The sequence below is a fragment of the Clostridium thermobutyricum genome (assembly GCF_000371465.1).
GTDB classification, from domain to species: Bacteria; Bacillota; Clostridia; order Clostridiales; family Clostridiaceae; genus Clostridium; species Clostridium thermobutyricum.
Genome location: NZ_KB850956.1, coordinates 859603 through 873176 on the forward strand (window position 1 = coordinate 859603; position 13574 = coordinate 873176).

The window sequence follows — 13574 nt, forward strand, 5'->3', positions numbered from 1 at the left end:
AGGAGTAGTAGACTTTAAAGAGGGACCATTTACTTATATAACATGCAGACCAGATTGGAACAATTCAGGAGTAGGACAATTATACAATGGAACAGGAGTAAAAATTATAGGAGAAAGTGGAAACTGGTATCAAATAGTTTATGGAAATAGAACAGCATGGATATGCAAAGATAGAGTAAAAATATCTTAAAATTAAAATGAATAAGAAAAACTCTCATTTTTAATAAGTGGGAGTTTTTTTTATTTTTGGATTTAAATTTAAGAAATATTATGGATTAGTTTTATTAATATATTTTGCAATAGATTATAATTTGTAAAATTATTATTTAATTACAAAATTAATAAAGAATAATAAAAGTAATTTATGGAAATTATAAAAGGAGAATTGAACTTTAGGAGGATGATTTTTTGAGTACATTAACTATAAATAATATTAAAATAGATTTTGAAGGAGAAAAAACTATTTTAGAATTAGCTAGAGAAAATAATATAAATATACCTGCCTTATGTTATTTTAAAGAATGTTATCATAAAGGAATTTGTGGATTATGTTTAGTTAAAATAGAAGGAAAAAATGGATTTTTTAGAGCATGTTCAACAAAAGCTGAAGATGGATTAATAGTAAGTAGTGAAGATGAAGATGTAAAGGAAAAAGTAAGATGTGAAGTAGTAAAAATTCTTAATAATCATGATTTTAAATGTGGAGTATGTAAAAGAAGAGAAACTTGTGAACTTTTAAAAGTAGTAATAAAGACTAGAGCTAAGCAAGAAAAGCCTTTTAATGTTGAAGATAAAAATAAAACAATAGATGATAGAAGCCATTCACTTGTGCTAAATAGGCAAAGATGTATTAAATGTGGAAGATGTGTTGCAATGTGTAGAGAAGAAACTACTACTAAGTCAATAATATTTCATGATTTAGAAGATGGAGAAAGAATTATAGGTTCTAGAGATTTAAAAAATTTTGATGAAACTAGATGTCTTCTTTGTGGTCAATGTGTAACAGCTTGTCCTGTTGATGCTCTTCAAGAAAAGTCACATATTGAAATAGTAGAAGAAGCATTAAATGATCCTAATAAACATGTGATTGTTGCAATGGCACCAGCTGTTAGAGCTGCTTTTGGAGAACAATTTAATATGGGATTTGGAGTTGACGTTACAGGGAAAATTTATACTGCATTAAGAATGATAGGATTTGATAAAATTTTTGATATAAATTTTGGAGCTGATGCAACTATAATGGAGGAAGCAGCTGAATTTATAGAAAGAATTAAAAATGGAGGAGCTCTTCCTATGTTTACATCTTGCTGTCCAGGATGGATAAGATTAGTTGAGCATTATTTTCCAGAGTTAATTCCTAATTTATCAAGCACTAAATCACCTCAACAAATATTTGGTGCAGCAAGTAAAAGCTATTATTCTCATATATCAGGAATAAAGCCAGAAAATATATTTACTGTAACTATTATGCCATGTATAACAAAGAAATTTGAAATGAATAGACCTGAAATGGAGAATGATGGTATAAGGAATATAGATGCAGTTTTAACTTCAAAAGAACTTGGAAGAATGATAAAAGCTAGAAAGATAAGTTTTAAAGAGTTAGAAGAAAGTGAAGCAGATGAAGCTATGGGAATGTATAGTGGAGCTGGAGCAATATTTGGAGCAACAGGAGGAGTTATGGAAGCAGCTCTTAGAACAGCTGTTGACAAATTAGAAGGCCGTGATATTGAAGATATAGATTATACTGAGGTAAGAGGATTTCAAGGAATTAAAGAATCTACTATAACTATAAATGGAGAAGAACATAGAATAGCAGTTGTTAATGGAGCTTCAAACTTCTTTAAATTTGTTGAAGAGGGAAATTTAAAAAAAGGTTATAGTTTAGTTGAAGTTATGGATTGTTCTGGAGGTTGTATAAATGGAGGAGGTCAACCTCAAGTTTCATCTATAGATAGAGAAAAGTTTGATTTTAGAAAACTTAGAGCAAGTGTTTTATATAATCAGGACGCTAAAAAATTACCAAAAAGAAAATCATATCAAAATCCAGCAATAATAAAAATGTATGAAAGTTATATAGGAGAACCTGGAAAAGGAAGAGCACATGAACTATTCCATACTACTTATAGAGTAAGATAAAATTAATAAAGTTAAATAGATAAAATTTTGTAAAAATAGAACGCTTATTTATTTTAATATTTTAAATAAATAAGCGTTTTATCTTATTAAGATTATCTATTAATTTTATTAGTAATATAAAATTAATAGATAAATTGAGCAAATAATTATAGATAAAATCATTAATGGAAATCCAAGCTTAAAATAATCTTTAAAACTTATAGGATAACCTTCTCTTTCTGAGATATCAGATAGAACTATATTTGCAGATGCTCCTATTAAACTTCCATTTCCACCTAAACAAGCACCTAATGATATAGCCCACCAAAGAGGAGTAATATCTATTCCTTTATTATCTAAAGAAATTATTAAAGGAATTAATGCAGCTACGAAAGGTATATTATTTAAGAATGAAGATATTATTGCGGCTCCAAAAAGTGTAATTAAAAGAAGTAGAATAGGATTAGATTTTCCGTAAGTTATTAAAAGGTTTGAAATTAAATTTATTACACCAGTTTGTTCAATACCACCTACTAAAACAAATAAACCTATAAAAAATAATATAGAACTCCATTCAACATCCATTATTACATTTTCAATAGGTTCTTTGGCAATGAGTAATAATATACAAGCTCCTAATATTGCGATAGTTCCAATATTTAAATTTATTTTATTGCTAAATATAAATCCTAATAATACAAAAATTATAACTATAAATCCTTGAATTAAAAGCTTTTTATTTTTTATTGATTCTTTAGGATTTAAATTTTGAAGTTTTTCTTTATGTATTTCTTTAACTTGGAACTCTTTTTTATAAACAAAATAAATTATAAGTATTGTTAATATTAAAATAAAAAATGTTATTGGAAAAAGATGAATCAAAAAAGAGTTAAAAGATAAGTGTGCAGAACTACCAATCATTATATTTGGAGGATCACCAATTAAAGTACCTGTTCCTCCAATATTTGAAGCAAATATTTCATTAAACACAAATGGAATTGGATTTACTTTAAGAATTTTTGTTATAAGAAAAGTTACTGGCCCCATTAATAAAACTGTAGTTACATTATCTAAAATACCAGATAGTAAGGCTGTTATTATACCTAAAAATAATAGTATCTTAAAAATATTACCTTTACATATTTTTGTGGTTAAGATTGCAATATATTCAAAAAAACCAGTTTTCTTAAAAATAGAAACTATTAGCATCATTCCTATTAGAACTGAAATTGTATTGAAGCTAATATAATATGTAACTTTATTTAATGGGATTACTCTAAAGACTACCATTAATACAGCACCTGTTAAAGCCAAAACAGTTGAATCGAATTTATTACTTATTATTCCTATCAAAACAATTAAAAATATAGCTGTTGAAATTATCTGTAGTAAATCCATAATAATTATTTTTTCATTTGAAAAAATAATGCCTCCTTTCTATTTAAAAGTTTATTTTAGTTATACTTCTAATATAAAATTATAACAAAAAAATTTTTGAATAGAAAAAGAGAATTATAAATAAACTATTAATGACCTTTCAGGCAAAAAGGTTACGTAGGTTTATTATTGCTAGCATTTATATGCTAGCTTTTTTCTTATTAGAGAAAAGAAAGTATAAAAACGTCAGCAATAATTTGAAAAAAATATCAAAAATGTAAATTTAGAAAAGTATTTAAAATATAAAAAGGAAGAAAAAAGAAGAAATTTACGAATTATAAAATAAAATATTATTCATATAATTCTTAATATAACGAATAATAAATAAAAATATAATGATAATGTTGACTTTTTATATTTCGAATGATATTCTTTAATTATCAAGGGATAATATGGAAAAATAAAATAAACTTTAAATATTATTGGAGGGAAAAGCATGGCTTGTATTAGAACTATATTCGTTGAGAAAAAAGAAGGATTTAATGTTGAGGGAAAATTACTTTTAGAAGATTTTAGAGAAAATCTTTCTATTTCAAATTTAGAAAAAGTTAGAGTGTTAAATAAATATATAATTGGAGAAATGGAAGAAGATTATTATAAAAAAGCTTTAAAAACAATTTTTTCAGAATTACCTGTAGATAATATATATGAAGGAAGTTTTAAGTTAAATAAAAATGAAATAGCATTTGGAGTAGAATTTTTACCAGGTCAATATGACCAAAGAGCTGATTCAGCTTCTGAATGTATAATGCTTTTAACTAAAGAAGATAGAGTTGATGTTAAATCAGGAAAAGTTATTATTTTAGAAGGAAATCTAACTTTAGAAGAAATAGAAAAAATAAAAAACTATTATATAAATCCAGTTGATTCAAGAGAAGTAGATATAAATTCTAATGAGTTAATAAATGAATATAGAGAGCCAAAAGATGTAGAAGTCCTAGAAGGTTTTAGAGAAAAAAATTTAGAACAACTAAAAGAATTTCATAAAGAATTGGGACTAGCTATGAGTATAGGAGATTTAGAAATGATAAGAAAATACTTTTTATCAGAAGATAGAGATCCTAGTATAACAGAAATAAAAGTTATTGATACTTATTGGTCTGATCATTGCAGACATACTACTTTTTTAACTTCTATAAAAGAGATAGAAATTGAAGAAGGAAAATATAATATTCCTGTTAAGAAAGCATATGAAGCATATTTAAATTCTAGAGATTATGTTTATGGAAAAGATACAACTAGAGATATAAACTTAATGGATTTAGCTGTTATATGTATGAAAGAATTAAGAAAAAGAGGGCTAACAGAAGATTTAGATATATCAGATGAAATAAATGCGTGTTCAATAAATATAAATGTAGAAACAGATAAAGGAATAGAAGAATATCTACTTATGTTTAAAAATGAAACACATAATCATCCAACAGAAATAGAACCTTTTGGAGGAGCTGCAACTTGTCTTGGAGGAGCTATAAGAGATCCACTTTCAGGAAGAACTTATTTATATGGAGCTATGAGAGTTACTGGAGCTGCAGACCCTACAGTTGAAATTGAAAAAACAATAAAAGGAAAACTTCCTCAAAGAAAGATAACTTTAGGAGCTGCTAGTGGATATAGTTCGTATGGAAATCAAATTGGATTAGCAACTGGACAAGTTGATGAAGTATATCATCCAAATTATGCTGCTAAAAGAATGGAAATTGGAGCAGTTATTGCAGCAGCACCAAAAGAAAATGTTAGGCGTGAAGAACCTAGTCTTGGAGATGTTGTAATTTTACTTGGAGGAAAAACAGGAAGAGATGGTATTGGTGGAGCAACAGGTTCATCTAAAGAACATACAGAAGATTCAATAAATGAATGTGGAGCTGAAGTTCAAAAAGGAAATCCACCAACAGAAAGAAAAATTCAAAGACTTTTCAGAAATAAAGAAGTTTGTAGAATGATAAAAAGATGTAATGATTTTGGGGCTGGTGGAGTTTCAGTTGCAATAGGAGAACTTTGCAGAGGTTTAGATATAGATTTAGATAAAGTTCCTAAAAAATATGAAGGATTAGATGGAACAGAAATTGCCATTTCAGAATCACAAGAAAGAATGGCTGTAGTAATAGAAAAAGAAAATATAGATAGATTTATAGAACTTTCAAATAAAGAAAATTTAGAAGCTGTTGTAGTTGCAAAAGTTACTGATACAGAAAGATTAAGAATGTTCTGGAGAAATAAATCTATAGTTGATATAAAGAGAAGCTTTTTAGATACAAATGGAGAAACTGGTGAAATAGATGTAAAAGTAAATGCTCCAAATAAATATCCATTTGAAGTAGGAGAAGTAAATATAAAAGATAAATGGATAGAAACACTTAATCATTTAAATGTTTGTGATAAAAAAGGATTAATAGAAAGATTTGATTCAACTATTGGAAGTGGAACTGTACTTATGCCTTTAGGAGGAAAATATTCAAAAACTCCTTCAGAAGGAATGGTATTTAAAATTCCTGTTGAAAATGGAGAATCAAAAGATGCTTCAATAATGACATATGGATTTAATCCTGAGCTGGGAATATGGAGCCCTTTCCATATGGCATATTATGCAGTAATAGAGTCTATAACAAAGCTTTCTTGTATAGGTGGAGATTATAGAAAAGCAAGACTTACTTTCCAAGAGTATTTTGAAAGACTTGGTGATAAAAGGGAAAGATGGGGAAAACCATTTTCAGCACTTTTAGGAGCATATAAAGCTCAAATGGATTTAGAAATACCAGCAATTGGAGGAAAAGATTCTATGTCAGGAAGCTTTGGAGAAATGGATGTACCTCCAACTCTTACTTCTTTTGCAGTAGGAATGATAAAAGCTGAAAAAGTTATATCACCAGAGTTTAAAAAAATAGGTTCTAAAATAATTTTAGTTAAATCAGAAAAACAAGAAGATGGAACATTAAATACTGAAATGTTTAAAAAGAATTTATCTTCTCTAAATAAATTAATAAATGAAAATAAAGTACTAAGTGCATATTCACTTAAATTTGGAGGAGTATCTGAAGGATTAAGTAAGATGGCACTAGGAAATAAAATAGGAGTTGAATTCAAATCTTTAACTAATGAAGAGTTATTTGGATTTAATTATGGAAGTTTTATTTTAGAAGTAAAAGAAGATTTAGATGAAAAAGAATTTGAAGAAATGAACTTTAAAGTCATAGGAAAAACAATAGTAGAACCTGAAATTTGTTCAATTGATAAGGACTTTAAAATTTCATTAGAAGAAATAAATAAAGAATATGAAAGAAAACTAAAAAATATATTTAAAACTAAAACAAAAGAGACAAAAGAAATAGTAGAAGAAAAGTTATATAGAGAAAAAGGAAAAACTTCACCATTAATAAAAGTTGCAAAACCTAAAATAGTTATTCCAGTGTTTCCAGGAACAAACTGTGAATTTGACTGTAAGAGAGCTTTTGAAAAAGAAGGTGGAGAAGTTAGAGAAGTAGTTTTAAGAAATTACAATAAAAATGCACTTTTAGAATCTCTTGAAATTTTGAAAAAAGAAATAGATAATTCACAAATAATAATGTTTCCAGGAGGATTCTCAGCAGGAGATGAACCAGATGGATCAGCTAAATTCATAGTTAATGTTTTAAGAAACGAAAAAATAAAAGAATCAGTTATGGAGCTTTTAAATAATAGAGATGGACTTATATTAGGAATTTGTAATGGCTTCCAAGCCCTTATAAAATTAGGACTTCTTCCATATGGAGAAATATGTGATATAGAAGAAAACATGGGAACATTAACTTATAACAATATAAATAGACATATGTCATCAATGATAAGAACTAAGATTGTATCAAAAAAATCACCTTGGTTTAATGAAGTAAATCTTGGAGATATACATTCAGTTCCAATATCACATGGTGAAGGAAGATTTGTTGCACCTAAAGAACTTTTAGAAACTCTTATTAAAAATGGACAAGTAGCTACTCAATATGTAGATTTTGAAGGAAATATATCAATGGATATGCCTTATAATCCAAATGGTTCAATGCTTGGAATTGAAGGTATTACAAGTCCAGATGGAAGAATATTAGGTAAAATGGCTCATTCAGAAAGAGTAGGAAAAAATCTTTATAAGAATATAGAAGGTAACTTTGAACAAGGATTGTTTAAATCAGGTATAAACTATTTTAAATAAATTATTTAAAAATAAGGAGAGTGTATTTTATGAAAGTAGCAATATTTTTTGGAAGCAAATCAGATACTGATGTAATGAAAGGAGCAGCAAGTGCTTTAAAAGAGTTTGGAGTTGATTATAAAGCATTTGTACTTTCAGCTCATAGAGTACCAGAAAAATTAGAGGAAACTATAAAAGAAATTGAAAAAGAAGGTTGTGAAGTTATTATAGCAGGCGCTGGACTTGCAGCTCATCTTCCAGGAGTAATAGCATCACATACAGTATTACCTGTAATTGGAGTTCCTGTTAAGGCAGCAGTTGGAGGAATAGACTCACTTTTATCTATAGTTCAAATGCCAAAATCAATTCCAGTTGCAACAGTTGGAATAAATAATAGTTATAATGCAGGAATGTTAGCACTTCAAATGCTTTCATTAAAATACCCAGATATAAAAAATAGGTTACTAGATTTTAGAAAAGATATGAAAAGAAAATTCATAGAAGAAAATGCTGAAGGAGTGGAATTATAATGGTTAATAAATATGAAAAGTTATATGAAGGAAAAGCAAAACAAATTTTTAGAACTGATAATGAGGAAAATGTAATAGTTCATTACAAAGATGATGCAACAGCTTTTAATGGAGAAAAGAAAGCTGAAATTCAAAATAAAGGTATCCTTAATAATCAAATAACATCAATGATTTTTCAAATGTTAAATAAAAATGGAGTTAAAACTCATTTTATAGAAAAATTAAATGATAGAGACCAACTTTGCAAAAAAGTAGAAATTGTACCTCTTGAAGTTATAGTTAGAAATGTTGCAGCAGGCAGTATGGCGAAAAGACTTGGATTAGAAGAAGGATATAAATTAAAAACAACAGTTTTTGAACTTTCATATAAAGATGATTCATTAGGAGATCCACTTATAAATGATTATCATGCTGTAGGAATTGGAGCTACAACTTTTGAAGAATTAGAAAAAATTTATGAAATGACTGCTAAAATAAATAATCTTTTAAAAGATTTCTTTAAAAAGCAAAATATAGATTTAATAGATTTTAAAATAGAATTTGGAAGACTTCCAAATGGAGAAGTTATATTAGCAGATGAGATATCACCAGATACATGTAGATTTTGGGATTCAACTACTGGAGAAAAATTAGATAAAGATAGATTTAGAAGAGATATGGGAAATGTAGAAGAAGCTTATATAGAAATATTAAAAAGAATAGAGTGCTAAAAATAAGTATTTAAGGGAGATTAAAAATGATAAATTCATCAATTGATATTATAGACCCTTCAAATGATAAGTTTAAAGATGAATGTGGTGTTTTTGGAATATATGTAAGAGAGCCAGTTGATGTTGCATCAGTAACTTATTATGGACTTTATGCACTTCAGCATAGAGGGCAAGAAAGTACAGGAATAGCAGTATCAAATGGAGAGGAAGTAAAAATTCATAAAGGTCTTGGAATAATAACAGAAGCTTTTAATAATGAAAATTTAGAAGAGTTAAAGAATGCAAATGGTCATATAAGTATAGGTCATGTAAGGTATTCAACAGCAGGAGCTAAAACAGTTGAAAATGCTCAACCACTTTTAACTAATACAAAACTTGGGCCAATAGCTATGGCTCATAATGGAAATCTTGTAAATGCAGATGTTATACGTGAATTATTAGAAGATGGAGGACATGTTTTTCATACTTCAGTAGATTCAGAAGTTTTAGCTTCACTTATAGCTAGAGGAGCGAAGAGAGGAATTGAAAGAGCAGTAGTTAATGCTATTTCAGCAGTTAGAGGATCTTTTGCTATGGTAATTATGACTAAAGATAAATTAATAGGTATAAGAGATCCTCATGGAATTAGACCTCTTTGTCTTGGAAAAATAAAAGAAGGATATATTCTTTCATCAGAAAGTTGTGCTTTAGATTCTATAGGTGCTGAATTAGTTCGTGACATAGAACCAGGAGAAATTGTAGTAATTGATGGAGATGGAGTTAAATCTATAAAATATTCAGAAGGAACTACATGTCAAACATGTGCTTTTGAATATATATACTTTGCAAGGCCAGATTCTATTATAGATGGATTAGATGTTTATCAAACTAGAATTAAGCAAGGAGAAGTTCTTTATGAAGAAAATAAAATAGAAGCAGATTTAGTTGTTGCAGTTCCTGATTCAGGAATTCCAGCTGCAATTGGATATTCAAGGGTATCAGGAATTGCTTATGATATAGGATTTGTTAAAAATAGATATATTGGAAGAACTTTTATAGCACCTTCTCAAGAACTTAGAGAAAGAGCTGTTGCAGTAAAGTTAAATCCACTTAAGGCAAATGTTAAAGGAAAAAGAGTTATTCTTATAGATGATTCAATTGTTAGAGGAACTACTTCAAAACATCTTGTAGATTCTTTAAGAAGAGCAGGAGCAAAAGAAGTACATTTTCTTGTAGCATCTCCAGCAGTTAAATTTCCTTGTTATTTTGGAATAGATACTCCTTATAGAAGTGAGCTTATAGGAGCAAATAATTCTGTAGAAGAGATAAAAGAAATTATAGGATGTGATTCTTTAAGATATTTAAGTCTTGAAGGAATGTATAAAAGTTTTTATGGAAGAAGAAATTTTTGTGTAGGATGTTTTAATGGAGTATATCCAGTTTCTGCGCCAATGGAAAAATTAAATGAGAATCTTGAGGAGGAAGAAGTATTATGTTAACTTACAAGGATTCAGGAGTAAATATAGAAGAAGGTTATAAATCAGTTAAATTAATTCAAAACTATGCAAAAAGAACTATAAATGAGTATGTTTTAAATGGATTAGGCTCTTTTGGAGGAATGGTTGAATTACCTGAAGGTTATAAAAAACCAGTTCTTGTTTCAGGAACTGATGGAGTAGGAACTAAACTAGATATAGCTTGTAAAAAAAGAAAATATGATACTGTTGGTATAGACTGTGTGGCAATGTGTGTTAATGATATTCTTTGCCATGGAGCGAAACCATTATATTTTTTAGATTATGTAGCTTGTGGAAAACTTGAAGCAGAAGTTGCTGCTGATTTAGTAAAAGGAGTTTCAGAAGGATGCCTTCAATCAGATTGTGCTTTAATTGGTGGAGAAACAGCAGAAATGCCAGGTTTTTATAAAGAAGGAGATTATGATATTGCAGGATTTGCAGTAGGAATAGTTGAAAAAGATAAAATTGTAAGTGGAAAAGATATAAAAGAAGGAGACAAGCTTATAGGAATAGCTTCTTCAGGAATACACTCAAATGGATATTCACTTGTAAGAAAAATATTTACAGATTTAGATAGAGAATTTAATAATGAACCTATATATAAAACTCTTTTAGAGCCAACTAAAATTTATGTAAAACCAGTTTTAAAGGTTTTAGAAAAATTTAATGTAAAAGGAATGGCTCATGTAACAGGTGGAGGATTTATAGAAAATGTTCCAAGAATGTTTAATGGAAGAGAATTTACAGCTGTTATAAAGACAGATAGTTTTCCAATTCCAGATATATTCTTAGAAATGGAGAGATTAGGTGTAAATCGAGAACATATGTATAACACATTCAATATGGGAATAGGATTTGTTTTATGTGTAGATGAAAAAGATGTTTATGATATTTTGAGAGAACTTGTATCATGTGGAGAAAATGCTTATGAAATTGGATATATAACATCTGGAGGTGAAGGCATTTGTTTAAAATAGCAGTGCTTGCATCTGGTAGAGGAACTAATCTTCAAGCTATAATAGATAAAATTAAAGATGGATATATAAATGCTTCTATAGAGATTGTTATTGGAAGTAAAGAAGGAATTTATGCTTTAGAGAGAGCAAAAAAAAATAATATAAAAACTTCTGTTGTTAGTAAAAAGGAATTTGGAAAAGAAACTTCTAATGAAATTCTAAAGCTTGTAGAAAATGTAGATTTAATAGTATTAGCTGGCTATCTTTCAATATTGGAAGGCGAAATTTTAAATAAATTTAAAAATAGAATAATAAATATTCATCCATCACTTATTCCAGCATTTTGTGGAGATAAAATGTATGGGGAATATGTTCATAAGGCAGTTATAGAAAAAGGGGTTAAATATTCAGGTTGTACAGTTCATTTTGTAAATGAAGAAGTAGATGGAGGAGCTATAATACTTCAAGATATAGTAAATGTAGACTTTAATGATACTTATGAAACTCTTCAAAAAAAGGTTTTAGTTAAAGAGCATATTGCACTTCCAAAAGCTATAAAACTTATTAGCGAAGATAAGATTCAAATAGTAGAAAATAAAGTTAGTATAAAAGAAGAGGTGTGTATATGAAAAAAAGAGCTTTAATAAGTGTTTTTGATAAGGATGGAGTTTTAGAACTAGCAAAATTTTTAGAAGAAAGAGATGTAGAAATAATTTCTACAGGAGGAACTTTTAAATATTTAAAAGAAAATGGAGTAAGTGTTATTGAAGTAAATGAAGTAACTAATTTTCCTGAAATGCTAGATGGAAGAGTTAAAACATTACATCCTCTTATACATGCAGGAATTTTAGCAATAAGAGATAAAGAAGATCACATGAATACTTTAAAAGAAAGAAATATAAATACAATTGATTATGTAGTTGTAAATTTATATCCATTTTTTGATAAAGTACGTGAAGATTTAACTTTTGAAGAGAAAATAGAGTTTATAGATATTGGAGGACCAACAATGCTTAGATCATCAGCTAAAAACTTTAGAGATGTTGTTGTTTTAAGTGATAAAAATGATTATAAGAGAGTTATGGATGAAATAAGTGAAAATGGTGAAGTTTCATTTAAATTAAGAAAAATTTTAGCTGGAAAAGTATTTAATTTAACTAATGCATATGATGCTACTATATCAAATTTCCTTTTAGAAGGTGAAGAAGAATATCCTGAATATCTTTCAATTTCATATAAGAAAAAGCAAAATCTAAGATATGGAGAAAATCCACATCAAAGTGCAGCTTATTATTCTTCAAATGAATTTGATGGTGCAATGAATAGTTTTGAAATTTTAAATGGAAAAGAATTATCATATAACAATATAAAAGATTTAGATATAGCATGGAAAGTTTGTAATGAATTTAAAGAAATAGCGTGTTGTGCATTAAAACATAATACACCTTGTGGAGTTGCCATAGGAGATTCAGTTTTTGAAGTTTATAAAAAGGCTCATGACGCAGATCCTATATCAATATTTGGTGGAATAGTAGCTATAAATAGAGAAGTTGATGAAGAAACAGCACTTGAAATGAGTAAAATTTTCTTAGAGGTTGTTGCAGCTCCAAGTTTTACAAATGAAGCTTTAGAAGTATTAAAGAAAAAGAAAAATTTAAGAGTTATAAAATGTAATGAAAAACAAAATGCTAAAAAGTTTATGGTTACAGTAGATGGTGGAATACTTGTTCAAGAAGAAGATTTGAAGCTAAAAAATGAAATGAATGTTGTTACAGAAAAACAGCCAACAGAAAGTGAATTAAGAGATATGGAATTTGGAATGAAGGTTGTTAAATATGTAAAATCTAATGCTATTGTAGCTATAAAAGATGGAGTAGCAATTGGAATTGGTGGAGGTCAAGTAAATAGAATTTGGGCAACTACTGAAGCATTAGAAAGAGGAAAAGGAGCAACTGTTTTAGCTTCAGATGCATTTTTCCCATTTAGAGATTGTGTAGATGAAGCTGCTAAATATGGAATAAAGGGAATAATTCAACCAGGTGGTTCAATTAGAGATGAAGAATCAATAGTTGCATGTAATGAACATGGAATATCAATGGTATTTACTGGTGTAAGACATTTTAAGCACTAAGATTTATATAGCTATATGAAAAGTTTAATAATTA

At 28.0% G+C, this 13574-nt stretch carries 10 protein-coding genes; 9 read left to right on the forward strand and 1 reads right to left on the reverse strand.

Annotation, left to right across the window (positions count from 1 at the left end; translation table 11 throughout):
• Positions 1–190, forward strand: a 190-nt coding sequence (locus HMPREF1092_RS16925) for an SH3 domain-containing protein (protein WP_002597294.1), incomplete at its 5' end; no start/stop codon positions are given.
• A gap of 218 nt (positions 191–408) precedes the next feature.
• The gene (locus tag HMPREF1092_RS03840) at positions 409–2139 is read left to right on the forward strand and encodes a ferredoxin hydrogenase (protein ID WP_002597295.1); all 1731 of its coding nucleotides are present in this window, start codon (positions 409–411) and stop codon (positions 2137–2139) included.
• Positions 2140–2247: 108 nt separating this feature from the next.
• Here the strand turns inward: HMPREF1092_RS03840 and HMPREF1092_RS03845 are convergent, their stop codons facing one another.
• Positions 2248–3516, reverse strand: a complete 1269-nt coding sequence (locus HMPREF1092_RS03845) for an ArsB/NhaD family transporter (RefSeq protein WP_002597296.1) — start codon at positions 3514–3516, stop codon at positions 2248–2250.
• Between the two features lie 475 nt (positions 3517–3991).
• Here HMPREF1092_RS03845 and HMPREF1092_RS03850 point away from each other — a divergent pair, with 475 nt between their 5' ends.
• From HMPREF1092_RS03850 to purH, 7 genes are read left to right on the forward strand one after another with little or no spacing between them, the layout of a single operon-like run.
• Positions 3992–7738: a phosphoribosylformylglycinamidine synthase gene (locus HMPREF1092_RS03850; RefSeq protein ID WP_002597297.1), complete on the forward strand. Its 3747-nt coding sequence runs from the start codon at positions 3992–3994 to the stop codon at positions 7736–7738.
• Positions 7739–7767: 29 nt separating this feature from the next.
• The gene (purE, locus tag HMPREF1092_RS03855) at positions 7768–8247 is read left to right on the forward strand and encodes a 5-(carboxyamino)imidazole ribonucleotide mutase (RefSeq protein WP_002597298.1); all 480 of its coding nucleotides are present in this window, start codon (positions 7768–7770) and stop codon (positions 8245–8247) included.
• Positions 8247–8957, forward strand: coding sequence for a phosphoribosylaminoimidazolesuccinocarboxamide synthase (gene purC, locus HMPREF1092_RS03860; RefSeq protein WP_002597299.1), 711 nt, complete (start codon positions 8247–8249; stop codon positions 8955–8957). The genes purE and purC overlap by 1 nt, the downstream gene beginning before the upstream one ends.
• A gap of 26 nt (positions 8958–8983) precedes the next feature.
• The gene (gene purF, locus HMPREF1092_RS03865; protein ID WP_002597300.1) at positions 8984–10435 is read left to right on the forward strand and encodes an amidophosphoribosyltransferase; all 1452 of its coding nucleotides are present in this window, start codon (positions 8984–8986) and stop codon (positions 10433–10435) included.
• Entirely contained in the window at positions 10429–11430 is a 1002-nt protein-coding gene (purM, locus tag HMPREF1092_RS03870) for a phosphoribosylformylglycinamidine cyclo-ligase (RefSeq protein ID WP_002597301.1), read from the forward strand. The genes purF and purM overlap by 7 nt, the downstream gene beginning before the upstream one ends.
• The gene (gene purN / locus HMPREF1092_RS03875; RefSeq protein WP_002597302.1) at positions 11418–12038 is read left to right on the forward strand and encodes a phosphoribosylglycinamide formyltransferase; all 621 of its coding nucleotides are present in this window, start codon (positions 11418–11420) and stop codon (positions 12036–12038) included. Before purM ends, purN begins: the two co-directional genes overlap by 13 nt.
• Positions 12035–13540: a bifunctional phosphoribosylaminoimidazolecarboxamide formyltransferase/IMP cyclohydrolase gene (gene purH, locus HMPREF1092_RS03880; RefSeq protein ID WP_002597303.1), complete on the forward strand. Its 1506-nt coding sequence runs from the start codon at positions 12035–12037 to the stop codon at positions 13538–13540. The genes purN and purH overlap by 4 nt, the downstream gene beginning before the upstream one ends.
• The last annotated feature ends 34 nt before the right edge of the window (positions 13541–13574 follow it).

Coding starts and splice junctions, on each gene's coding strand:
- HMPREF1092_RS03845 (WP_002597296.1), bottom strand. CDS start 3,516: ATGGATTTACTACAGATAATTTCAACAGCTATATTTTTAATTGTTTTG.
- HMPREF1092_RS03850 (WP_002597297.1), top strand. CDS start 3,992: ATGGCTTGTATTAGAACTATATTCGTTGAGAAAAAAGAAGGATTTAAT.
- purE (WP_002597298.1), top strand. CDS start 7,768: ATGAAAGTAGCAATATTTTTTGGAAGCAAATCAGATACTGATGTAATG.
- purC (WP_002597299.1), top strand. CDS start 8,247: ATGGTTAATAAATATGAAAAGTTATATGAAGGAAAAGCAAAACAAATT.
- purF (WP_002597300.1), top strand. CDS start 8,984: ATGATAAATTCATCAATTGATATTATAGACCCTTCAAATGATAAGTTT.
- purM (WP_002597301.1), top strand. CDS start 10,429: ATGTTAACTTACAAGGATTCAGGAGTAAATATAGAAGAAGGTTATAAA.
- purH (WP_002597303.1), top strand. CDS start 12,035: ATGAAAAAAAGAGCTTTAATAAGTGTTTTTGATAAGGATGGAGTTTTA.